We start from the raw sequence: 23,160 nt of genomic DNA, 5'->3' as shown, positions 1-23,160 counted from the left end.
GTAATTAGTGTCCAATAAAGTGTAACCCATCCACATTTGTATCTTGAGACCCGTAATACTTACCTTTTTTAGCTAATTCACTTTTAACATATTTTCTTAATTGACTTGGTAATCATTTTCTATTTCAAAATTTTCAAAATATAGTTCCAGCACCAGTACCATTTTTACCTTTAGCTTGTGTCATTAATATTCATATTTCTTGTGGAAATGTTGGATAAGTATAAGGACCATATCATATTTGTTTTTTATCATTATCACTTTGAAATAATGTTGTTAAAGTTCCAATTTTTAAATTTTTATTATCAACAATAAATCTTCCTTTTTTAAATCATGAACTTGATAATACTTCTCATGCATTTTCTGGTATTTCTTCTTCATTTTCTTTAAATAAATTATTAAATTTATTTACATAATTTTTAACAGTTCTAATTTCTGTTGGTATAATAGAATTTTTAAAACTATTTATTGGATTTTTAAATTTATTAATTTCATTTTGTAATATAGATAATTCACTTGGTTTTAATATACTTGTTAATTTTTTAAGTATATTTGGATTAAAAACACTATATGGTTGATGTATTTCTTTTTCACTAATATTTTCACTATCAAATACTGCTTTTAATGATTGATTTTTATAATAAGTTTTTAAAGCATTTATTAATGCTAATTTAATATCATTACTTGCTAATGCATAATATATTCATTCAATAATTAAAGGTAACATTATAAACTCATATGACTATAATCTCATCTTAAATTTGATTCACTAATTTCACTAATAGCACCATATTGACTTATACTATCATTAATAAGATTTGCAGTTTCATTATTAAATGGTGTTTCTTGCATTTCTTCAATATGATTTGTAGTTTCCATAGGTAATAAATTATGAATAATTTCACTTGCACCAGCAACTATTGTTGGCACTGCATAAGCATTATTAAAATCATTATTAATACCCATAGCAACACCACTTGATATTAAACAACCACCAGTTGCCATATTTGCTATTTTACGTATAGTTTCAAATCTATTAGGTATTAATTCGCTTAATCCACCAATTAGATTTGAAATACCATAAGCATTTAAACTAAAATATGTATCTCAATCCATTAAATTATTAGTATTATTTTTCATTAATAATAAATCATCTGGAAAAGGATTAATTGGTGTTGTACTTGGAAATGGATTAGGAGTTGGATTAGGATTAATATTTATATTAGTAAATTTAGCATAATTAACTAAACCAATTGTTCCTAAACCTAATAAGATTTTTTTACTACTATTAATTAATTTAGTTTTAGTATTTGGTCTTTGATTTAAATTTCAAATATCTAAACCTAATTTTTTACCAAATAATAAACTATTAATTGAACCTAATACTGGATTTGCAATTACTTGACCATAATAAGCACTTGTACCAATCATTGCTGCTAATGGACTAATTGAAGAACGAATTATCTTTAATAAAGTATAATTATTTGATTGTATAGTTTCAGAAATTGGCATTTTCATTTACTCCTTTTAATAAATTAGGTTGTTTTTCTATTTTAATAATTACTTTACCTTCACAATGAATATTATCTCCTACACATATAGCATAAGTATCATGTACATCACTTACTATAAAATAATCATTTCTTAATTTAGGATATTCATCTAATAAAATTGCTCTAATATCATTACTTGTAGTTAAATCTGCTGGCTTTGGTGAATAAATAGTAATATTTGCTTTTTCATCAAAATATTTATAAATATATTCCATAATTATTTTTTAGAAAATTTTAAATTTACTACTCCATAATATTCAGTATTATTACCAGTCATAGTAACACTTGTTGATTTAATATCACTAAATATTGCTTTACCTTTTTCATAGCCAACATTACCAGCATTTATTATTGCTTCTTCTAATTCACCATTAGTAGGACTTGCACCAGCCATAGTTATTTTTCCTAAATTTCTATAATAAATAACATCTTCTAAATTTAATTTATTAATATCATCATATAAAGTTGATTGATAAGTTGCATTTTCATTTTTAGGATTAGTTAAAAAATCTTTTGCTCTTGCTTCTTTAATTTCTGCAAGTGTAGGCATAGTTGGTCTAATTAAATACATTAAATTAGGTCTAATAGCACTTGGTAAAGCAAATAAACATTTACCAATAATTTTAATATTATCTGTATCATTATCTAATTTTTGTCTTATTTTAGTAAATGAAATAGGCATACCTCACATATATCTATTAACTACAAATCCATGTGTATTTTTTAAACTATAATCTTTTTCTAAATGCATTGCTTTTTCAGTATCATGAATAAATTCTTGTTCTAAATAAAAACTTTCTCAAAATTCCATACCAGCAATTAAACTTGTATATCTTCTACCATACGCTAATGTATCTGCTGAAATTTGACTATAATTTAAAACCGTAAATGCTTTTGATAATCCTAAATTACTATCAATACCAGTTGCTCCCATTAAATCTTCTCTATTAGTTCCTACAGTAATATAATTTACTAATTTAATTAATTTATTATTTCTTGCTCAAATTGTATAATAAGCTTCTTTTGCTTGTTCTGCATTCATATTAATTAAATCTAAAGGTAATACTAATGATTTAGCAATAGCATAATCTTGAATACCATTTAAAAATATTAATTCTAAGTTTTCACCTAAATTTCTCATAAATGAAGCTGTTCAATTTGAAACAATTTGTACTGCAATATCTTTTGGTGCTTTCATAAATCTTTCAATATCAAATTCTGGAATTTCAAAATCAATTGTTAAATATTTATTAATTTCTAATTTAGTTGTATAAACATCACCTTTTTGTCTTTTAGTACCTTTATCTCATGTTCATGTTGAACCTCATAATACACGTACTGTTGCTCTATATATTGCTATAGCAACACCAGCCATTTCACCAATTTGAGAAGCACTACAAGTTCCACGCATAAACATTGTTGATTTTTCACTTGTTAATTCACCACGTACTTGTGCTTCAAGTACACTTAAAATAGCATTTTCTGTTGGATTATTACCTTTAATAAAAAATGCTTCAGGTATTTTTATTGCTCCCATAATAAAACCTCTTTCTATTTACTAATAGATTGAAAAGCTTCATTTCTAGTAATTTCAACTAAATCTTCTAATTCTTTTTTATTAGTCATTCCTTGTGTCGTTGCTTTATTTTTTAAATCTTGAGCAATTTTAAAATGGTCTAATGAATTATTATGTAATTTTAAAATTAAATCAGTAGGATTAATTGAATTATCTTGTTGTTTATTTTCTTGTTTAATAACTTCTGTTTTATCAATTAAAAAATCTTTATAATCTTCATTTATTTTATTAAATGCTTCTTGTTTAGATAAAGATTTATAATTATCAGTACTCATTAAATTTTTAATTAAATTTACTTTTTTAGTATCTTTAATATTTGAAAATAATTGTTGCTCTTCAAAACTATTAATTTTATTTTCATATTCTTTTATTTTTGTTTCATATTCACTTAATTTAGGTTCAATATTTTTTTTACTTTCAGCATATACTACATTTCTATGTTGTTTTAGTAAATTTTTAACATCATCTAAACTATAATTCTCTTTTTCATCAAAAGTAAAATCACTCATACTTTTAATCTCCCTTTTATTAAATTTTAATAATTCACTTGGTTAATAGGTCACTTTTATATATGTTAATTTAACATATTCACTTTAATATATTATATCATTTTTTCCCTTTAAAATAAAGAAAAAAACCTATATTTATTATAGGTTTTTAATCATTATTTTCTATTTTTCTGGGTTCACAAATATTAATAATTATATTACTTTGAGTAGTATTATCATCTTCATTAATATCAAATTCATTAGGATGAGATTTTAATCAATGTTGATAAATTAATTCTGGTTTTACTAATGCTTTTTCTAACATATGAGTTGAAATAATACTACGTGCTTTATCATAACTTTTTAAAAAATTACGTTGTCATGGACTGCTTCTGCGTCGGCAATCAAATATAAATTTTCTATCAATTCCAAGTGCATTATTTAATCCTTGTGGTGTTAATGTTTTATTTTTAGTTCTTAAATAATTACTAATTGTAACATCATAATTACCTAATTCTTTTCTTTTTGCTGGCATATTATATCACCTATATTCAATATTTATATACTAATTATAACATTTTAACTAAAGTATATTACAACATTCACCAGTTAATTATTGTTATACTCAAAGTCATGTATTTAGAAAGGCAAAAGCATTATGATTTTACTATCTGAAAAACTTGACAACTATCAACATAAAATTAATCATGAAAAACAAATGTTATTAGATTATGACAATAAAATATTAAAATATGATAATTATTGATTTTTAAATGAATATGATAGAAATAAATATAAATTAATAAAACGTAGAAAACATTTAATAAAAAGTGAATTTGGAATATCTTATTTACCATTAAGAACATATAAAAATAAATTAACAAATGAAATTATAACTCCAACAAGAACATATATTGATATTGATAAATATAAAAATTATACAAATTGAGTTAATAAATTAATAATAATTAATGCAGATTTAAATAATATTACATATCCTATAATTAAACATAATTTAAAAATAAATATATCTTTATCAACTATTTGTAGAAGATTAAAAGAAACTATTATATTTGTTCAAGAATTACCAAAAAAAAAGACAAATATTACCAACTGATTATATTTATATACAATCAGATGAATCATATAATAATTTAATTGATAATAAGCAAAAAAGAAAATTTAGACACAGAACGGTAAGTATTAGTTTAGGTTTTGATTTAAATAAATCTACTGATAATAGACATGTTTTAGAAAATAAATATATTTTTGTTATTTCAACTAGAAAAGGTCAAAGAATTACTAAAAAAGAATTTGGTAAATCAATAATAACTAATTTAGATAATATTTTTATTGGTTATACTAATGAAAATTTAAAATTAACTGGTGATGGTGCAACTTATCTTAAATCTACTGCTAATTATTTAAAAATTGATTATGCTGTAGATAAATGACATCCATTACAAAAATTAAAACAAGTATTTATTGTAGGAAAAGGTAAAAGAACAAAAGAAAATAATAAAAAATTAAATTATGCTTATTATGAATTATTTTTAAATGGTTGTTATTATAAATTATTAGATTATTTAAAAGAAAATAATGCTGATGAAAAAATATATGAATATTTTAAAAATAATAAAGAAGGTATTAGAAATCAAAATGCTATTTGAAATATAGGTTGTAGTGCTGAAAGTGATGTTTATCATTTAATAAAATCTATATCTAATAATAATGCAAAAATTTATTCAAAAGAAGCATTTTTTAATTTATTAAAATTAAAACAAGCAAGAATTAATAAATTAAAAGTGTTTGTTTAAATTTATAAAATTTAATAAATCTAAACCTAAATAGTTAGGAATTTTTAAATTATATTAATAAAAATGTGACACAAAATACTTTATTTTTTTTAATTAATGTGTTATAATTGTTATAACAATTAATAATTTATTTTATCTTTTATTTAGAGAAAATTAAATTATATCCACATTTGAAATACGTCCATTCTATCTTCAAATTTTATCATAAAATGAGCAATTGCTGTATTTCAATTTTGAATGGGCATTGTTCATTTTTTTGTTATATTTTCAATTGCTAAATAAAATATTTTCAATTCTTCCATATCATTAGGAAAAACTTTTTTATTTCTGATAACTTTTCGTAATTGACTATTAACAGATTCAATAGCATTTGTGGTATAAATTACTCTTTTAATTTCTGTTGGATAACTAATAAAAACTATCAAATTTTCTCAATTTTTATATCAAGATTTAGCAATTTGAGGATATTGTTTATTTCACTTATTTTCAAATGTTTCTAAAGCCTGCATTGCTTGTTCTTCACTACATGCAGTATAAATTGGTTTTAAATCTGCAACTAGAGATTTTCTATGCTTATATATTTCTAATAATGAAACAACATCACGTTGAATGGCATGTGGAATTATTAATACTGATAAAACTGATTTAAAAACTAAAATTACAAATTTAACAACTGATATTACTGCAAATGTTAATAACAATAATAGTGAATTAAATACACAAATAAAAAGTACTAATGAACTTAAATCATTAAATCCAAATTTAACAAATCCAACTATTAAATATTTTAGTGACGCACAAGGAAAAACTAATGTAAGTAATCAAAAACAAAAAGCAGGTGACTTATATATAACTATTACTGCAAATGTTAATGACTTAAATTATAAAGGAACAACAAATCCAATTAAAATAACTCTTAAATAAAGGAAATTAATACCATGCCAATCGGTACAACTAGTACAGCAATACTTTTAAACATAAATAAACCAAAACATACTAGAACAAGTAACCAACAAGAAAATAAAAGTTTTTGATGAGAAATTTTAGAAATGATTGGTGTACAGGTCATAGCAGTAGCACTTGCTCCTTTTACTGGTGGATTAAGTGAAAGTGTAGTCCTTGGATTAGGTGCAAGTGATTTAGTTGCTAGTATTAGTGCTATTGGTGTAGAGTTTTTAACTGATTTTACTATTAATCAAGTTTATGATTATTTAAAAGGAAATGTAACAAAATTAAATACTTTCTTTAATATACTTCCTGCATTTGCTGGACTTAATAAAATTAGTCGTGGTTATCGTAATACTAAATTTATTAAATTAGCAGAAAAAACTAAAACATTAGAACAAGTTGGAATTAAAGAAGCAAAAAACTTACAAGAAATTATAAGTCAAGTAAGTGGAAAAGAAATTTTAACAGATAAAATTATTGGTAATAAACGTTATTTAATGAATTATAGTTTTACTCCTAATCGTGAAACAGTATTACGAGATTTAGGTTATGTTGCTGAAAGACAATATAAAAATAATTTTCAAAAATTAGAAGCACAAGAATTAAAAGATTATTTATTATTACAAAATACATTAATAAAATTAAGTCCACAATTAACTCCTAAATTTAAAATCAAAGATATTGAAAAAGCAAATAACTTTTTAAAAAAATATAATACTGATTTAAAAAAGCATTAGAAATGAATCAACATGATTGATTAAATTTAGTTCATACAATACACACAGAAAATAGATATGGAAAAACTTTAATTTTAGATTTACAAAAAATTCGTGCTAATGCTCATAAATTTAATTGAATTCAAAATGACCTAATTCATAAAAATATTGTAAGATTAAATAAAATTTTTAAGTATTTTGATATTAGATTTTATTTAAAAAAAGGTTTAAATAAATTTTGAAAAGATACTCCATATTTTGAAAAATTACGAGAAAGTATATATAAATTACAAGAAAAATTTGAAAAGTTAGAAAAACAAGCATTTGAAAAAATTAATAAATTAAAAGAAAAAGTAACTGATTTATTTACTAGTGCAGAAAAAAGAGCCATTAAACATGCACAATTAATTCCATTAAATTCACCTGTATTTATGGGTTGTAAAATTCAACCTTTGTCATTAGATAAATGTGCAATTACTATTTATCATCGTAATTCTAAATATAAGCCTATTGTAGTTGTTGATAGTATTCTTAAAGCAGAAACTTTTGTTACTCAAATACATCCATTCCATTGATATCGTTGATATAGTGGTTGATACATTGGTTATGGAGTTAATCAAAATAAATGATTAAAATCAATAGCATTTGCTCCCCCAATTATTCAACAAGTAATTAGAGATAGTTTTAAGACATATAGAATAATATTAAGAACTACAAGAACTTATTATAAAGTTGTTAATGTTATTAATAATCCCATGAAAAATATTAATAAATCATTTAAAAATATTAGTTTAAAATTTTCAGTTAATACTTTATTTGGTACAGGATTATTACATCATTTAGAAAAATTTGCATATAGTCAAGTTGTAGCAAAAAGTAAGAAAAAATTAAAAAAAGGTAAAAATAAAATACAAAAAGAAATTGAACATATAACACATAAAAAAACAAAAAAAACATACTCATCATTATAAAAAAGCATTTTTTAAGGAATGATAAATTATGATTAATAAACTTTGAACTGGTGTCAGTCTAGAAAATTATAATAACTGATATCCATTAACTGGAAAAATTACAGAAACACCACAGCAATATATACAAACATGACCAAATGTTAATGATTGATTTAAAACTTTTGCTATTCGTGCTCAAAATGATATTAATGCTTATCTTGGTTTTATTTTATCTAAATTTCCTTTTGATAGTTTTAAAGATGAATTAATTAAAGAAACATTAAGAGATATGGTTTTTGTAACCGCTGAACATTGAGTATTTAATCGTACACCAATTGAATTTAATGTTGATGCTACTATTCAGTTTAATAATGGTAGTCAATTTAGTGCAAATAGTATTCCTACAATTAATGTTTGAGATTTAGCACCAAGTAGAATGAAAATATTGGCAAGACTAACAGAATTAAAACAAATATTATCAAATTATAATGATGATGAAATAGATGTTGAAAAAATTGATTTAAAAGCATTTTATACTAGAAATCAAGTTGATGAATTAATTGAACAGCAAAAAGAATTTACATTATCAAAACAAATTAAATTATATGATGATTTAGTTGATGATAATGAAAATGAAATATATAGAGGTCCTGTTAGTAAATTTGTTAATAAAGGTTATGTTGCAACTGATTATGATAAAGAAACTGAAACAATGATTTTAGATTGACCTGATGAAATTGGTACATTACCACCCGAAGCATTACAAAATAATCCACAAATTGGTGATTTTACTCATGCACCAACTTGTGATTTTTCGGCTAAACAACAAAAACGAATTACTACTAATGAAAATAATATTAAATTATTAGAAACTAAAGTTGATAATAATATCAAATCAATAGAAAATAAAATTGAGATTAATAAACAAAATATTGATGATATTAAAAATAACTGATTTAATATTGAAACTAGTCCATTATGAAAAGAGATATCTAAGAACCTGTTTAGGATCTTTTTTAACTTATTTTTGATTAAATTAATATCATAAATGTTATTTTATAGTTGAAAAATAAATTTTTAATCGATAAGTTGTCAAATGATAAAATCTTTTTAACAAAAAAATGACAAAGAAAATAAAATGTTAATTAACTGTCAGGTTAGAAATAATTATTCCCTTTTTTAGTTTAATTATGTTTAAAAGATTCCAAACAGGTTCTAATGAACTTTCAACTGATAATTTAAATAAAGAAATATTAGTAATATGAGGTTATATTTATGAGAGTGATATTTATAAATATAAATATACTAGAAAATCTATATTTAAATTAAATGAAGAATATGCAATAAAATCATATACTCTATTAGATACTTTTTATTCAGATAAAACTAATAATATTAGATTATATTTAACTTGCAGTAATTATAAAATTCGCGCTATTGCTACACCCGGGACATATTATTCAGGATTTATTTCTAAAATATATCAATATCAAGGAACTGGAACACCAACTGAATTTATAGCAGAAGAAAGTACTGAACGTGATTATTATACAAAACTAGAAACTAATAATTTATTAGATAAAAAACAAAATAAATTAACTGCTGGTGAAAATATTAAGATTGATGAAAAAACTAATACTATTAGTGCTACTGGCGGTAGTGGTGAATCATTATGATTAATAGACCCTAATTCGCCTAATATTATTCAACCTAAAGAAAAAAGAATTATTACTTCAAATAATACTAGAATTGTTTATATAGCAGACCCTACACAACCACAAGATGCTGTTAATTTAAGAACATTAAATAAAAATATCCCAGATTTAACTGATTATTATAAAAAAGAAGAAGTAGATAAAGAATTAGAAGATAAAATAGATAAAACACAATTTCAATATGCTTTTGTTCTCAATACTTTTGGTACTGAAATTGCTAATTTAGAAACTAGTGATAAAACTATTGCTGGTGCTATTAATGAATTAATTAAAAAAATAAAAGATTTAAAAATTGGTAAATGAAAAGAAGTTGGTATTAAACAAGATAATAAAACTATTAATTATAATTTTATTAAAAATAAAAGATATCGTATTTATTATAATTTTGAATTAACTGATAGTAACATAAATAATTTTTCATGAATATGTAAAGAATTTATACATAATGGGAATAATAATCAAGTTTTAGAAAATTTTTTATATAGTGATAATTCAAATACATTTTTACAATTAAATATAAATTCTATATTTATGAATACAATTCCAATTTCAAAAAAAGTTGGTCAATTGTTAAAATTAGAAGAAGAAATTACAGAAAATACTTATGAAATTACTTCAAATACATTAAATATTACAAAAAGTGAAAAAATAGATATAACTAAACCTTTAAAAATTAATTCAAAAACTTTAAATATTAAAGAATTAGCAGAAAATACTTTTGATATTGAATTAAAAAATACACCAACACCAAGTATTCCACAATGAAAAGATGTAGCCTTTAATATTAGTACTACTGGTATAAAAAACCAAGAAATTAGATATGATTGTAAAGAAAATAAATTATATCGTATATGATTTAATTTAAATCCAAGACAACAAAAAATAATATTACCAGATATTTATACATTTACTGAATTTGTTTATTCGTTAGGTTCTGGTATTCCACAAACTGTAACAGTATATAGTACTTATATAAAAGAGGGTGGAAGATTACAATTATTATGTTCAAGAAATGAAAATATTGATGTTTTTAAATGAGAAGACATGAATATTAGTGGTGGTAATTTATGAAAATTACAAGAATTGCAGGAATAATATTATGTTTTTTAAAATAATAAAAATTATTTTAGGTTTAATAGGAGTTTTATTATCTTCTGCTGTTGCTGGTTTAATTATATTTATTATAGTAAAAATTGTATTAAAAATTAATCAAATATTTTAAAAAAAGGTGGTGAATATTATGTTAGGTAGATTTTTAAGAAGAGATAAAAGCACTAATAATGAAGAAAAAACTAAATTAACTTTTTTAAAAGGTAAAAGTACACATGCTTCTATTTTAAGTTATTTTGGTTTTAATGATTTTAATCATGAAACATATTTTACTGATTTTGTAGCAGAAAATAATGCTAATTTATATAATGCTCCACTAGATATTAACAATGAAACTATTAAGCAGTATTTAATTCAACAAGAATTTTATAGAAAAAATTGAAATTCTATTTTTAAATTAAGTAAATTGGGAATTAGTGGTTATTTAATTTTTATTGCAAATGATGACTTATATTTTCAAGTAGTTGATATACAACAAAGAGTTTATGATATTACTGGTAAATTAATTCAATGTACTATTTTTTATGATAGTTATGAACAAAATGCACAAATTGTAAGATTATTTGAAGTTTATACATTAAATAATGAACAAGTAACTATTAATTGTGCAATTTATAGTGTTAATGATAGCAAAAAACAATTTTCACTAGATTTTAAATCGTTCATTAATAACCCTAATTTAGCACAAGAACAAATACTAAATATTAACTATATACCAATAGCAATTATGCGAAATAAAGCAAATGAATTAGCAGATTGTAATAAAGTAATGGATAAAATTAAAGCATTAGATGTTATTTATGAACAAATTGTTTTAAATACAATTTTAAACTCACCAAAGTTTATTTTTAATTCAACTTATGGTAATGTAAAAGATTTATTAGAAGATGCTGTAAGAATATTAGTTACTAAAAATTATATTTTTAAAAGTGGCGGAGATAATAACGAACAAAATGAAAATATCAATATGACAAGTAGTAATTTTAAAGGTAAAAATTTGACTGATATATACGATTGAAATGTTAATGAAATATTTAAACGTTGTGGCATTCATATTCCAAGTCAAAAGAAATCTGCACAACAATCAGTACCAGAAAGTACAGCTGTAAATATTTCAACTATTAATTATATTGAACAAAAGTTATGACAATTTAATATTGATATTCTTAAATTTATTCAAATATTAGTACGTTTAGATAAAGATTTATTAAATAGTAAAACATTTAACATTAATGATGAACAAGAAATTAATAATTTAACAGTTAAATTAAAATTATTTAATCCCGAAAATAACCAATTAATAGGAGAAAACAATGGAAAACAACAACAAACCACAAACGAAGTTTCCACAGAAGCAAACTAAACTTAATCAAGCAGAAATAGAAAATGATTATTTAATTGATAATATTCCTTATGATTTTACAAATATGATGGGTGCTACTAGTGACCCTGATATTAATAGAGCATACGATGAATTTAAAAAAAGAACAATTTATATTTATGAAATTGAACGTTTATTTAAAAATAATGAAAATAATAGTTTAAAATTTTCAGCAAATACTATTAAAATAGGTTTTATTGATATTGATAAAGTATTAAAAACTACTGCTGTTGAAACATCAGATTTTACTATGCAATTAAATCAAAGAGCAAGTACAAATATTAATGATAATACTATTGAATATAGTATGACTGATATTAAAAATTTAATATTTCAAGAAATAAATTTATTAAATCAATTTAAGTTATATGCAGTTAGTATAAATGAACCATTAACTGAAAATAATATTGATAATTTATATATCATTAATAATTATTCACAACCTTATCAAAATCCAAAAACAAGAAGTACTAAAAGTATAACTATTATCAAAATTAAAGATTTTAAAACAAGAGATGGTTATCCAATCATTATTAAATTACAAAAACCATTAGATAAAGATACCAAAGTAATTGGTTTAAAAATTAAAGCCCCTAGAAGCATGATTTTCGGCAATATAAAGGTACTTGGTGAAGTTGACAATATGGAAGTATACCCAAAGTTATTTGTTAAAGATAAGATAGCATTTCCCTTAGTATCAATGCCTATTGAAACTCAACCAAAAGTTAGAATTTTACAACAATGATTTAGCGAACAAATATTACCTTGAAATTTAGCAAAACAATTTATAGGACAAGAAAAATCAGTTTTAGATTTAATTGCTATTGGTGGCGGAACTGAAACAAGAAAAGAAATTATTAATAATGCAAAAATAACATATGCTAAAATTGGTAAATATGATGGACCAGCACCAGTACCTAAAAAATTAGCTGATTTTGAAATGAAAAAGAATGAACAATATATATTATATAGTCATAGAGAACCAACCCCACCATATCCTAGTAAATATATTGCTATTGAATTATCACAGAACTTTAATTCAATTGAAATTGAAATAAATGATAAACCACCAATTGATAGTTTACAGCAACTATTATTAGATATGCTATCTTATACATATAACTATAATCGGAATTTTGAAGGTGCTAAATATAATGATAAAACTGGTAAACCCGATAATGATATTGCAAAACTAAGAGCAAAATTTGAAGGACAAAAACCAGAAGATGTAATTACTAATTTATTTAAACAATGAGAATTAGATTATCCAAATTATATAAATTTAGAACAAGTAAAAATATTTAAACAAATATTTGTGATGTTATCAAAATATATTTATTCAAGTATGTCTATTAATAAAGGTTTAAATGATGATAATAAAATTTTATTGCCTTATTATTTTGAATTAAAATCAAAGCCAATACATCCAAATGAAAATAAAATTTGAGAATATAAAGATATAAAAGTTATATTAAAGTCTTCATATTTTGATTTTACAGATATAAATAATATTAAATTAAAAAACAATGATATTAGTCAAAATGAATTATTTAAGTTAGATGATAATCAATTCAACTGATTATCTATTACAAACGAATTAGAAAGTAATAACATACCATCATTAATTCCAGCAGATTGAACATTAGGTAATGGTGAATATGGTAAGTATTTTACAAGAGCAATTATTAGTAATAATAAAATTGAAAATATTTTAAATTTATATGGTTCTAATAAATCACAACTATTTTCTAAATTAGAATTTTATAAAGAAATTTCAAAAATTGATAATATTAGTGAATTTGAATTACAAATTGAAAATCCGATTAATAACTTAAATCGGATAGAAATTAGTGGCATATTTGGTTCTGGAAATTATGATTTAACTTTAATAACAGATAAACAAGAAATAAATTTAACTAATATTAATTTATTTGATAAATATAATGAAAATATTTCTTATATAAATATTGAAATTTAATTATTGAAAATAATTATCTGTATAAGTACCATTTCATTTTACAACTTCATCATGATGTTTAATTTTAGAAAAATATAATTCAGTTTTATTTGGACTATCTCATTTATTTCATCAAATAGTTGTTGTTCCTAATACTACTTCTCCATTGGGTTCTAAATAAGATTTAACATTAGTACCTATATTATGGGTAAGCACCCCCCATGATTAATCCTATTGTTCCAGTTGTAGCACCAGTTAGTGCTAATGCTAATGTAATTTTACTTAAATTTGTTTTTATTCATGTTTTCATCTTAAATTACTCCTTTTTTCCTTGATTTTACTTTTAAATTGTACTATTTTTGATTATTTTTACAAGTATGCTTTTAAACGAAAAATAACGCCTAAATGCAAGGCGTTTATTTTATGAGACCTATACTATTAATTATATTGAAATTGTTTATTATATGTTAAATATGAAAGTTGTTTTTTAAATAATTTTTATTTAATTTTAAATTACACTTATATATTTATATAATAAACAAGTAAATTAATATTTTAAAAATATTTACAATAAATTTAGATTTTTAAAAAATAGTTAGGAGAATAATATGAATTTTAATTATAAATGAAATTTTAGAGAACAATATGCCAAAATTGATAAACTAGTTTTAGAACATATAACAAATAAATTAGAAAAATGAGATTGAAGAATATTTAAAACAAGAGATAAAAAGAAATATAAAATTGTTGATTATCAATATCGAACAAGAAAAACATTATATGGAATGGTAACTTATAAAAGAAGAATTTATGAATATTTTAATGAAGAATTACAAAAATGAGTTCGTGTTTGTTTAGTTGATGAATGACTAAAATTACCTAAATATAAAAGAATTGGTGAAGATGTTGAACAAACTATTATTGAATATTTTGCTGATGGAAAAAGATATCATGATATTTGTGCTATTTGTAAAAAAGCAGGTATTAGTGTTAGTACTGTTCATAGAATTTTTAAAAATTTAGAAGTAATTGAAGCAAATCCAGAAAAAGTAAAATTAGAAAAAAATCAACCTATTTTTGTAGCAATTGATGATGGTCATCGAAAATTTTGAAATTTTAAACGTAAAGGTATAAAACACTCTATGCGATTAATAGTAACATATACAGATAATATTAATCACAAAGTACAAAATAAAAGAGTAAAGGCAATTATAAGACCAACAAGAACAGTAATTGGAGTTAAAAAGACTGCTGAATTTGTTAAAGAGCATTGTCAAAAATTTTATGAAAATATTGAACAAGCAAAAATTATTATTTGTGGTGATAGTGCAGGATGAATTAAAGAAGTTGCTGATTATTTAGGTGCACAGTTTGTTTTAAATAAATTTCATTTAATTAGAACATTATATCTTGGAATAATGGCGGGAAATAAAGGAAAATATTTAAAAGAATATAATCACTGTAAAAATTTAATTAATAATGGTCAATATGATGAATTAATTAACTATTTATATAAAGAATTAGATAATCATAAAAAATTAAAAAAACAGTATTTTAAAAATAATAAACAAGGTATTGAAAATCAAGGTGCAAAGTGAAATATAGGTTGCTTTACTGAAACTAATATTTGACATGTTTTAAAAGAAATGCTTGGTAATAGAACATATAATATTAGTATTTACATTAAAATGGTTATTTTTAAATGTAATAAAATAAATTTAGAAACATAATTTAATGAATGTAATAATTACTTATTATTTCACAATTTGCAATAGCATCTCAAAAATTATTATTTTTTATTTTTCTTTTTAAACCAATAATTAAGAATGTTAATGACAAAATTATAGAGACAAAAATCGGAACTACAATTGTAGAAAAAATAACTGCAATTTTTAACCATAATAAAGGATAACTATAATAATTATCAATAATATATTCATTTCCAAAATATTTAAAAGAAATATTATTATTGGTTAATATGTAATATCAACTATATTTACTTCACAAAGTAAAACCATTATATTCATATATTAAACGTTTTGTATTTTTAAATAAATAATTATTTTAACAGTTACTACTTCTTTTCCGTGAAATAAACCAAGTAATAATAGTCCATTAATTATAATTAAAATAGTTAAAATAAATAGTGATACAGTTATTAACTGTAATTTTTTCAGTGTTTTAATTTTCATCTTTAAATTCTCCTTAAATATTACTTCATAAGTTTAACACTTACTAAACTTAATTATAAGTATTTTAGTTGTATTATCTTTTAAAAAATAGTAAGATGAATGTACAATTTAATTAAGTATCGTTTTTCTTTTATTATTTGTTTTCATAATTTTTTATGTTAAGATTTGTTTGTTATTAAAATATAAAATTTGCTACTTTAAAGTAGTGTTTGTCTGGAGTTTTATATATGGATATTCAACAAGATTTTTATGTTAAAAAAATTTTTTATGCTTGTTATGTTAAAAATGTAGTTTTACCTATTTCTTTTTTGAATAATATTGGAAATAAGAAAGGTAAATGTTATGTTGGTAATAAACAAAAATTAAGAAATAATACTTCTCGTACTAAAACTAATTTAATTCAAAAGGCATTACATAATTTTTATAATAGTAAAATGTTAAGTTTTATTACTTTAACATATAAAGATAATATGCAAGATGTTAAAAAAGCAAAAAAAGATATTGGTTTATTTTTTATTAAATTAAAGAAATGATGAAATGACCCTAAACGTTTTGAACATTTGGGAGAATTAAAATATTTTTATGTTTATGAATATCAAGAACGTGGAGCAATTCATTTTCATATTATTTTTAATAGAAAGATACATAAAAGTATGTTGGCAGAATGATGAACTTATGGTTTTAATGATTTGAAAGTAGTTAAAAGAGGTACAAATGAATTTGTGATTAAATATTTGGGCAAATATGTTACAAAAGCATTAGATGATGTTAAATCTATAAATCAAGCAGATATAGGTGTAAAGGCTTATGCTTTTAGTCGTAATTGTAAAAATCCTATTGTAGTTCGTGGTATTAAGAAATTAACAATTGGAGATATAATTAAAGCAAGTTTTAATGCAACAAATGTATTTTATTTTAAATCACAAAGAGATACTAATGGTGATACTGTTATGATTGGTGGTATTATTGAAAGTACTGTTGTAAATGATTATTTTAAAGAATATGAAGATTACGAAAGATATGTATATTTAAGTGCTTTATCGTATAAGCATTATTTACGAACCAGTGAAATTGGTTATTTAATTCAAAGAGATAAAGATGTTTTGACTTGAGTAGAGAAAGTTTTTGGTAATAAAGTTGAAAAAATAGATTTTAAAAAAAGAGTTTTACATTAGAAAAAAAAGATAGTTTTTCTATAATTTTACTTGTATATATATATATATATATATATAATGATTAATGTCAAAATAATTTAAAGTTACCAGACAAGACTTTATTTTGTTTTGGCATTTTTTTTGTTTTTGCTTGAATTTTATAAAAATGTATGTATATTTATAAATAAGATGGTTTACCCACATCTTAATCTGGCTTTTTATAGCCGTTTGTCTGGAGGTTAAGTTTTTTTATGTTTAAAGTTCAATTAGTTAATATTGAAAAAGGGCGTATTATTCCCGATAAAAATAATAAAGGTCAAACATTGAAGTTTGATGTTTTGAAATTTGTAGAAATAAACAAACAAACGAGTGTACCAACTGGTCAAACACGTGATAAATGATATAATCCAGAATTTGCTAGTGATTTTAATAATTGTTTATCTACTGTTGATTTAAAAGTTGGTAATTTTTATTCACTTGAACTTGATTTAAGCGGTAATATTAAAAGACTTTCTAATTGAAAATAGTTATTTATTAAAAGGGTAATTTTAAATAATTATTAATATGTTAGGAGTTAATTTTAAATTATGGCTAAAAATGATAATTGTTCATGTGAACAAGCATTTCATTTAGCAATTTATATGTGTAAACTTTGTGACCAAGTTATTTGTCCCAAAAGAGTTTTACAAAACTTATATACTAAAAATTATTATTGTCCAAATTGTATATTAGATATTGCTTTAAATAAAGCAATGAGACAACAAGAAAGTAAGTTAAATTATGAGACATAAGTGTAGTGATTGAACTTATGAAAGAGTATATGGTTGTGAAATGTGTTACAGAGTTGCTAATGAAATGGAACGAATAAGAAAAGAAAATAAAAGAAAAAAATAAAAACTAAATAAGGGGCATATATATACTTTTTAGTGTATTTTTGCCCCTTACTCTAATTAGTATAAATATGCTCCTTATTATTAATAAAAGTAAGGAGTTTTATTTATGGAAAAAAGGAAACAGTTTAAATATGACTATATGTTAATTGATAAAGCGTTTAGAGATGCTAAGGAAGATAAGCATTTGCAAGAGATTTTAAAAAGATTAAGTGAAAAATAGAGGAGACAGTAAACATGCCTAATGAGTTAGAACAAACTAGTAATTATACTTTAACTAAAATTTTAAGAACTGGATTAAGTCCATTAAGTGCTATGGTTGGAGTTAGTGCTTATTATGGTCAATATTTGAAAGACCCAATTTTAGGTTCTATTAATTCTTTGTTATTTAGTAAGAAGTTGGCAATTGATATATGGAATATTAATCAAAGACCAAATACTAAAACTAAAGTAATTAATAGTTTTAAAAAAATCTTATTAGGATTAGGAACAATTGGTTTAATTAATTATGCTAAGTTTGTTAATTATGTAGATAAGTCGGTTTTTTTATTAAGAGATGAACCATGTTTTTGACCACCTTGTCCTACACCACCACCAATTCCTACCCCAATACCAACACCTAGTCCAATAGTTAATAAACCTTTTGTAGATTGAGATACTTATATATCTTTAAATAGTTTTGGTATAGCGAATGTTATTAGTGGTTTAACTGAATTAATACCTAATAGATTTGAAACTATACGTAAAATAGCGAATATGGGAACTGGTGGTTGTTTGATTAGTAGTGGGGTTGCTATGGGAATTAATAATAATTTTAATAATTATTTTGCTATTCCTACGATTATTGCCGGAGCAAGTGAGATTATAAATACTTTATTGTTACCGTTAGGAAATACACATAATAATACAGAATTACAAGAAGTATTTACTGATGAAAGAGCAAGATTAATTAATGCTAGTGTTAATGATTATCAAAGTACAGATGACGGTATGGTTGATGTTGATTTAAATGATGATAATATGTTGGAGATTAATTTAGATAGAGCAAGTTTAAATTGGGATTATTCTTATGCTTATACGTTAGGTGGTGTTTAAAATGGATTTTAAGGAGATTGTTAAATATGCTTTATATATTGGTGGGTTTTGCCTTATACTTTGATTTTGTCGTAATTGAATACATGAGTGTATACAGAAATTCAAACATAAAAAACATGTAAAGGAAAAAGAAAATGACCCAGATTGTATTTTTTGTCGTAAAGATTTTGAAAAGAAGAAACGTAAATTAGAAATGGAAAAACAACAAAAAGAATTAGAGAAAGGGGGTGATTAATATGCCTGCTGGATTATCAGCATTATTAAATATGATTGGTGGTGTTGGCCAACAATTATTAAATGCTTTTACTTATATTTTTGGTTGAGTATTTACTACTGGCGATGGTGGAACACTTACAAATTGACCAGTGTTAATTTCAATTGTATTTATGGTTCTTGTATTTATTAAGCAGTTTGTTGGTCATATTATCCATGGAACACATTAGTAATTAGAAAGGAAGTAAGCAAATGGTAAAGTTATTTTTTAGTTTGGTTTTTGTTTTACCTTTATTGGGTAGACTTTTACCAGTTGTTAATACTTTGGTGCAAACTATTTATATGCAGTATTTAAGTTCTTTTGCTGGATTACATACTGTGACACTTTTTATTAAGTCGTTCTTTTATGATAGTTTATACACTTTACCTTTGCCTATTCTTGCTTTAATAAATGTTAGTTTTGTATTTTATTTAATTTTAGGATTATTTAGATTTACAAGACATTAGGATGTGAAATTATGTTTATACCTTTTATTACAACTGTTATGCAATTATTTGCTTCAATTTTTATGAAGTTTTTTAGTTTTCCACTTGGTGATTTAGGTTTTAATTTAGGTACGTTAATGATATTTTTGATTTTGCTTAGATTTGCATTTAGGGTTATTTTACCCGAATTAATGTTACCAACATTAGGTTTAGGTTATGGTGTTAAATTTATTGGTAAATCTGCTGTTGCTATTGGTGGTGGTGCTGGTAAAGATATTGCAAATGCTTATCGTAATGGAGAATCTGGTGTAAAACCAGTTCAACGTTATAAAGGTGGTACTTATTCTTATAAACAAAAAGGTACTGCTGTTGCTCGTACTAGTGGATATGAACAACATTATTATAATCCTAAGTATATTAAGTAGGTGTTATTATGTCTAATTTTGTTTTTAGTATATTGCATTTTATTTTTATATTTTCTAGTAAAGATATTCAAATATTTTTAAATCAACCAAATATTACTGATGAAGTTTATATTTTGTTTAATTTGACTTTTTGGTTGGTATTAGGTGTATTTTTTAATTTTATTTATCGTAGTATTAAATTTGTTTTTAGGTCATTGTTTGGGTAGGTGTTAATTATGAGTGTTTTAGAAATTTACAATAAAATACATCAATGTATAGTTGATTATTGAACTATGTTTATAGGTAGTCCAGTTGACCAATTTACTACTATTTTATGAAATTTAGTAGTTTATGGTACACAGTTTTTTATTGGATTTATTTTGTTTTATGGTTCATGGTGAATTTTAAAATGTTTATTTGGTAAATAATTATGTGATTTAAGTTTGCTAAATTATTTTTTGTTGTAAATACTTCTGTTCAAGCACCAACTAGTTTAATTGCTTCAAATGACCCTAATGTTGTTAATTATGATATTACAAAAGAAATGGTTAAACATGTTAAATATCATAATTTTGATGATTGAGCAACAATACCATGAAATTCTGCTTATTTTGACATTGACCAACCAGATTTAAAATTAGTAAGTGGTGAATTTATTGGAAATGGTGAGGGTATTTATACATGTCGTTATTTTAGTGATACAGTTGGTGTTTTACCACAAGTGGTAAGGATGGGAACTGGTGTTTATACTTTTAATAGAAAACAATTAGATGACTTTTCACGTATTATGTTTAATCATAATTATGTTTCAAATGATAATGTTAATTATTTAGGTTTTCTTAATACTGGTAAAAGTATTATAAATTTTCAAACACAGTTAAATTTTGAAATTGATAAACCTTTAAGTTTTTATATTCAAGGTTTTATGTTTTATTTTTCTTATCATGATTTTAAAACTTTCTCTGCTCATTTTACTTTTAGTTTTTTAGATAATGTTGGTGATACAAAATATGTTTTTAAAGGTAAAGTTGATAATGATATTTATCAGCAAGATTTATATAATTTTGTTACTATGCCTATTCGTGTTCCAAATTTAAGACATTTAACAGTATTTTTTGATATTCATGGTCAATCAATTAGACCAACTTTTTCACCAGATGTTTTTTTTGGTCAAGTTAATATTTTTTCAAGTGAAAATATAACTCCAGTGCCACCAAATAGTCCTTTTAATCCTGAATATGAAAGACCAAGTTGATATGATGTTTTTGGTCATTTACGTAATGCTTTTAGATGAGTACTTTATGGAGTTGTTGGTAAAGTTTTACCAGTTGAACCTTTAAGAGAATTTTTTACTAAACTTGACGGATTATTAAGACGTATTTTTGATGATACTATTAGTTCTGTTTTAAATGTTGATTTTACTAGTGGTTTAGAGCAAGTTTTAACTTTATGAGTGTTTTTAAAAGCAGTAGGATTTTTAGTTGGTTAGGAGTTGAAATAATGCCTTGATATGGTTATTTACTTTTAGGAGTTATATTATTAATAATACTTTATCCATTTTTAATAACTAGAAAAAATATAAAGATATTACAACGTGTAGGTAGTTATATTATTTCAGCACCACCACGTACTGGTAAATCCGCTCTTGCTTGTTGTTTAGCACAAAAACATAAAGGTAGAGTAGTAAGTCCTATTCCTATTAAAGTTCGTAATGAATATAGTTATCGTTGTTCTTATGATGATGTTTTTAAATTTAATCAATTAAATAGTAATTATGCTTTTAAAGAGTGTGATATGGTTGTTTTAGATGAGTTAGGTTTGAAAATTAATAGTAATGATTTATCACCCGAATTTAAAGAAACACAAGAAAGTTTAGGAATGTTTTGTAAGTTAATAGGTCATAATTTTAATGGAATTATGTATATGATTGAGCAACACCCCGATAGAATACCAAAGCAAGCACGTGAAAAAGTGGAATATATTGTTCAAGTTAAAAGAATGCGTATTTTGTTATTTTTAGTTAAGTTTAAACTAAATATTTATACTAATGTTGATGATTATAATAAAGTTGTATTATCTAAAAGACAAACAAAGCGAATAATTAAACGTGGTGGATTACCACCTAGTTATAGTGGTGAAACTATGACTTTTAGTTTATGATTTCCTAGGTCTTATTTACAAAGATATAATAGTCGTGCTTTAAATTATATTCATTCGTTAAAGAGTGAATTAAGTATTGTTAAAGACTATGAACAATCACAAGCATTAGATTTTACTGTTGATGATATTAGAGCAGTAGGATTAGATAAGTTGGATAATATATTACAAACTGAAAAGAAAGAAACTGAAAATACTGTATGCCGTACTTGTTATTATAGAAATAAATATTCTAAGAAAAATAAGAAAGATGTTAAAATAGAGTAAACCTATATTATTGGTCGGAGCCAACCAGAACCTTGGTTGGTTGGCCGTGGCGTTTACGCCACTGGGGTGAGTTGCGAAGCAACTAGGGGCAAAG

General features: G+C 23.1%; 30 protein-coding genes and 1 pseudogene. 22 read left to right on the top strand and 9 right to left on the bottom strand.

The window, feature by feature from the left end:
* Window positions 1–4 precede the first annotated feature (4 nt).
* The 6 genes from ACXUB0_RS04600 to ACXUB0_RS04575 all read right to left on the bottom strand — a co-directional run bounded on the left by ACXUB0_RS04600 (window position 5) and on the right by ACXUB0_RS04575 (window position 4,149).
* Window positions 5–724 carry a hypothetical protein gene (locus ACXUB0_RS04600; RefSeq protein ID WP_458257910.1) on the bottom strand — a complete coding sequence of 240 codons (720 nt, stop codon included), beginning with the start codon at window positions 722–724 and terminating at the stop codon, window positions 5–7.
* Complete coding sequence (locus ACXUB0_RS04595) at window positions 724–1,509, bottom strand: hypothetical protein (RefSeq protein ID WP_458257909.1); 786 nt, start codon at window positions 1,507–1,509, stop codon at window positions 724–726. Before ACXUB0_RS04595 ends, ACXUB0_RS04600 begins: the two co-directional genes overlap by 1 nt.
* Window positions 1,478–1,765 carry a hypothetical protein gene (locus tag ACXUB0_RS04590; RefSeq protein WP_458257610.1) on the bottom strand — a complete coding sequence of 96 codons (288 nt, stop codon included), beginning with the start codon at window positions 1,763–1,765 and terminating at the stop codon, window positions 1,478–1,480. Before ACXUB0_RS04590 ends, ACXUB0_RS04595 begins: the two co-directional genes overlap by 32 nt.
* 2 nt (window positions 1,766–1,767) lie before the next feature.
* On the bottom strand, window positions 1,768–3,087 hold the full coding sequence (locus ACXUB0_RS04585) for a hypothetical protein (protein WP_458257908.1): 1,320 nt from the start codon (window positions 3,085–3,087) through the stop codon (window positions 1,768–1,770).
* 14 nt (window positions 3,088–3,101) lie between these two features.
* The gene (locus ACXUB0_RS04580) at window positions 3,102–3,635 is read right to left on the bottom strand and encodes a hypothetical protein (protein WP_458257907.1); all 534 of its coding nucleotides are present in this window, start codon (window positions 3,633–3,635) and stop codon (window positions 3,102–3,104) included.
* Between the two features lie 148 nt (window positions 3,636–3,783).
* Window positions 3,784–4,149: a hypothetical protein gene (locus ACXUB0_RS04575; RefSeq protein WP_458257906.1), complete on the bottom strand. Its 366-nt coding sequence runs from the start codon at window positions 4,147–4,149 to the stop codon at window positions 3,784–3,786.
* A 123-nt stretch (window positions 4,150–4,272) separates the two neighbouring features.
* Between ACXUB0_RS04575 and ACXUB0_RS04570 the strand changes: the two genes are divergently transcribed.
* Together ACXUB0_RS04570 and ACXUB0_RS04565 are read left to right on the top strand one after the other, a co-directional pair.
* Window positions 4,273–4,764: a hypothetical protein gene (locus ACXUB0_RS04570; RefSeq protein ID WP_458257905.1), complete on the top strand. Its 492-nt coding sequence runs from the start codon at window positions 4,273–4,275 to the stop codon at window positions 4,762–4,764.
* Window positions 4,688–5,431, top strand: coding sequence for a hypothetical protein (locus tag ACXUB0_RS04565; protein WP_458257904.1), 744 nt, complete (start codon window positions 4,688–4,690; stop codon window positions 5,429–5,431). Before ACXUB0_RS04570 ends, ACXUB0_RS04565 begins: the two co-directional genes overlap by 77 nt.
* A gap of 158 nt (window positions 5,432–5,589) precedes the next feature.
* On the opposite strand, the pseudogene ACXUB0_RS04560 reads toward ACXUB0_RS04565, so the two are convergent.
* Window positions 5,590–6,009: pseudogene (locus ACXUB0_RS04560) on the bottom strand (transposase); the annotation flags it as partial.
* A gap of 31 nt (window positions 6,010–6,040) precedes the next feature.
* Between ACXUB0_RS04560 and ACXUB0_RS04555 the strand changes: the two are divergent.
* The 8 genes from ACXUB0_RS04555 (at window position 6,041) to ACXUB0_RS04520 (ending at window position 14,229) form a co-directional block, all read left to right on the top strand.
* Window positions 6,041–6,355, top strand: a complete 315-nt coding sequence (locus tag ACXUB0_RS04555) for a hypothetical protein (RefSeq protein ID WP_458257903.1) — start codon at window positions 6,041–6,043, stop codon at window positions 6,353–6,355.
* A 14-nt stretch (window positions 6,356–6,369) separates the two neighbouring features.
* Window positions 6,370–7,116: a hypothetical protein gene (locus ACXUB0_RS04550; RefSeq protein WP_458257902.1), complete on the top strand. Its 747-nt coding sequence runs from the start codon at window positions 6,370–6,372 to the stop codon at window positions 7,114–7,116.
* A gap of 2 nt (window positions 7,117–7,118) precedes the next feature.
* A complete protein-coding gene (locus ACXUB0_RS04545) occupies window positions 7,119–8,066 on the top strand; it encodes a hypothetical protein (RefSeq protein ID WP_458257901.1) in 948 nt (315 codons plus the stop codon).
* A 28-nt stretch (window positions 8,067–8,094) separates the two neighbouring features.
* Window positions 8,095–9,093, top strand: a complete 999-nt coding sequence (locus tag ACXUB0_RS04540; protein WP_458257900.1) for a hypothetical protein — start codon at window positions 8,095–8,097, stop codon at window positions 9,091–9,093.
* A gap of 142 nt (window positions 9,094–9,235) precedes the next feature.
* A complete protein-coding gene (locus tag ACXUB0_RS04535; RefSeq protein ID WP_458257899.1) occupies window positions 9,236–10,855 on the top strand; it encodes a hypothetical protein in 1,620 nt (539 codons plus the stop codon).
* A 4-nt stretch (window positions 10,856–10,859) separates the two neighbouring features.
* Window positions 10,860–10,982 carry a hypothetical protein gene (locus ACXUB0_RS04530; protein WP_255495889.1) on the top strand — a complete coding sequence of 41 codons (123 nt, stop codon included), beginning with the start codon at window positions 10,860–10,862 and terminating at the stop codon, window positions 10,980–10,982.
* Between the two features lie 18 nt (window positions 10,983–11,000).
* Window positions 11,001–12,233 carry a hypothetical protein gene (locus ACXUB0_RS04525; RefSeq protein WP_458257898.1) on the top strand — a complete coding sequence of 411 codons (1,233 nt, stop codon included), beginning with the start codon at window positions 11,001–11,003 and terminating at the stop codon, window positions 12,231–12,233.
* Window positions 12,184–14,229 carry a hypothetical protein gene (locus ACXUB0_RS04520; protein WP_458257897.1) on the top strand — a complete coding sequence of 682 codons (2,046 nt, stop codon included), beginning with the start codon at window positions 12,184–12,186 and terminating at the stop codon, window positions 14,227–14,229. The genes ACXUB0_RS04525 and ACXUB0_RS04520 overlap by 50 nt, the downstream gene beginning before the upstream one ends.
* Here the strand turns inward: ACXUB0_RS04520 and ACXUB0_RS04515 are convergent, their stop codons facing one another.
* Window positions 14,230–14,424, bottom strand: coding sequence for a hypothetical protein (locus tag ACXUB0_RS04515; protein WP_458257896.1), 195 nt, complete (start codon window positions 14,422–14,424; stop codon window positions 14,230–14,232).
* A gap of 392 nt (window positions 14,425–14,816) precedes the next feature.
* On the opposite strand from ACXUB0_RS04515, the gene ACXUB0_RS04510 reads away from it, so the two are divergent.
* Window positions 14,817–15,938 carry an Mbov_0401 family ICE element transposase-like protein gene (locus tag ACXUB0_RS04510; protein ID WP_458257895.1) on the top strand — a complete coding sequence of 374 codons (1,122 nt, stop codon included), beginning with the start codon at window positions 14,817–14,819 and terminating at the stop codon, window positions 15,936–15,938.
* 300 nt (window positions 15,939–16,238) lie between these two features.
* Here the strand turns inward: ACXUB0_RS04510 and ACXUB0_RS04505 are convergent, their stop codons facing one another.
* Window positions 16,239–16,400, bottom strand: coding sequence for a hypothetical protein (locus ACXUB0_RS04505; protein WP_458257894.1), 162 nt, complete (start codon window positions 16,398–16,400; stop codon window positions 16,239–16,241).
* 227 nt (window positions 16,401–16,627) lie between these two features.
* On the opposite strand from ACXUB0_RS04505, the gene ACXUB0_RS04500 reads away from it, so the two are divergent.
* The 11 genes from ACXUB0_RS04500 to ACXUB0_RS04450 all read left to right on the top strand — a co-directional run bounded on the left by ACXUB0_RS04500 (window position 16,628) and on the right by ACXUB0_RS04450 (window position 23,066).
* Complete coding sequence (locus ACXUB0_RS04500; protein ID WP_458257893.1) at window positions 16,628–17,575, top strand: rolling circle replication-associated protein; 948 nt, start codon at window positions 16,628–16,630, stop codon at window positions 17,573–17,575.
* Window positions 17,576–17,805: 230 nt separating this feature from the next.
* A complete protein-coding gene (locus ACXUB0_RS04495; RefSeq protein ID WP_458257892.1) occupies window positions 17,806–18,081 on the top strand; it encodes a hypothetical protein in 276 nt (91 codons plus the stop codon).
* A 60-nt stretch (window positions 18,082–18,141) separates the two neighbouring features.
* Window positions 18,142–18,345 (top strand): hypothetical protein, encoded by a 204-nt coding sequence (locus ACXUB0_RS04490; RefSeq protein ID WP_458257735.1) that lies wholly within the window; start codon window positions 18,142–18,144, stop codon window positions 18,343–18,345.
* A 336-nt stretch (window positions 18,346–18,681) separates the two neighbouring features.
* Window positions 18,682–19,539 carry a hypothetical protein gene (locus ACXUB0_RS04485; protein ID WP_458257891.1) on the top strand — a complete coding sequence of 286 codons (858 nt, stop codon included), beginning with the start codon at window positions 18,682–18,684 and terminating at the stop codon, window positions 19,537–19,539.
* Window position 19,540: 1 nt separating this feature from the next.
* Window positions 19,541–19,774: a hypothetical protein gene (locus ACXUB0_RS04480; RefSeq protein WP_458257597.1), complete on the top strand. Its 234-nt coding sequence runs from the start codon at window positions 19,541–19,543 to the stop codon at window positions 19,772–19,774.
* Window position 19,775: 1 nt separating this feature from the next.
* Window positions 19,776–19,982 (top strand): hypothetical protein, encoded by a 207-nt coding sequence (locus tag ACXUB0_RS04475; protein ID WP_174480363.1) that lies wholly within the window; start codon window positions 19,776–19,778, stop codon window positions 19,980–19,982.
* Window positions 19,983–20,004: 22 nt separating this feature from the next.
* A complete protein-coding gene (locus ACXUB0_RS04470) occupies window positions 20,005–20,259 on the top strand; it encodes a hypothetical protein (protein ID WP_174480864.1) in 255 nt (84 codons plus the stop codon).
* An 11-nt stretch (window positions 20,260–20,270) separates the two neighbouring features.
* Entirely contained in the window at window positions 20,271–20,663 is a 393-nt protein-coding gene (locus ACXUB0_RS04465; protein ID WP_458257598.1) for a hypothetical protein, read from the top strand.
* A 215-nt stretch (window positions 20,664–20,878) separates the two neighbouring features.
* Window positions 20,879–21,070, top strand: a complete 192-nt coding sequence (locus ACXUB0_RS04460) for a hypothetical protein (protein ID WP_458257599.1) — start codon at window positions 20,879–20,881, stop codon at window positions 21,068–21,070.
* A 2-nt stretch (window positions 21,071–21,072) separates the two neighbouring features.
* Window positions 21,073–22,131, top strand: coding sequence for a hypothetical protein (locus ACXUB0_RS04455; protein WP_458257600.1), 1,059 nt, complete (start codon window positions 21,073–21,075; stop codon window positions 22,129–22,131).
* Between the two features lie 11 nt (window positions 22,132–22,142).
* Complete coding sequence (locus ACXUB0_RS04450) at window positions 22,143–23,066, top strand: hypothetical protein (RefSeq protein ID WP_458257601.1); 924 nt, start codon at window positions 22,143–22,145, stop codon at window positions 23,064–23,066.
* Window positions 23,067–23,160: the final 94 nt, after the last annotated feature.

The sequence above is a fragment of the Spiroplasma endosymbiont of Dactylopius coccus genome, from assembly GCF_977110965.1.
The sequence above is the reverse complement of the archived record's forward strand: the minus strand, read 5'-3'. Positions and strand labels throughout refer to the sequence as shown.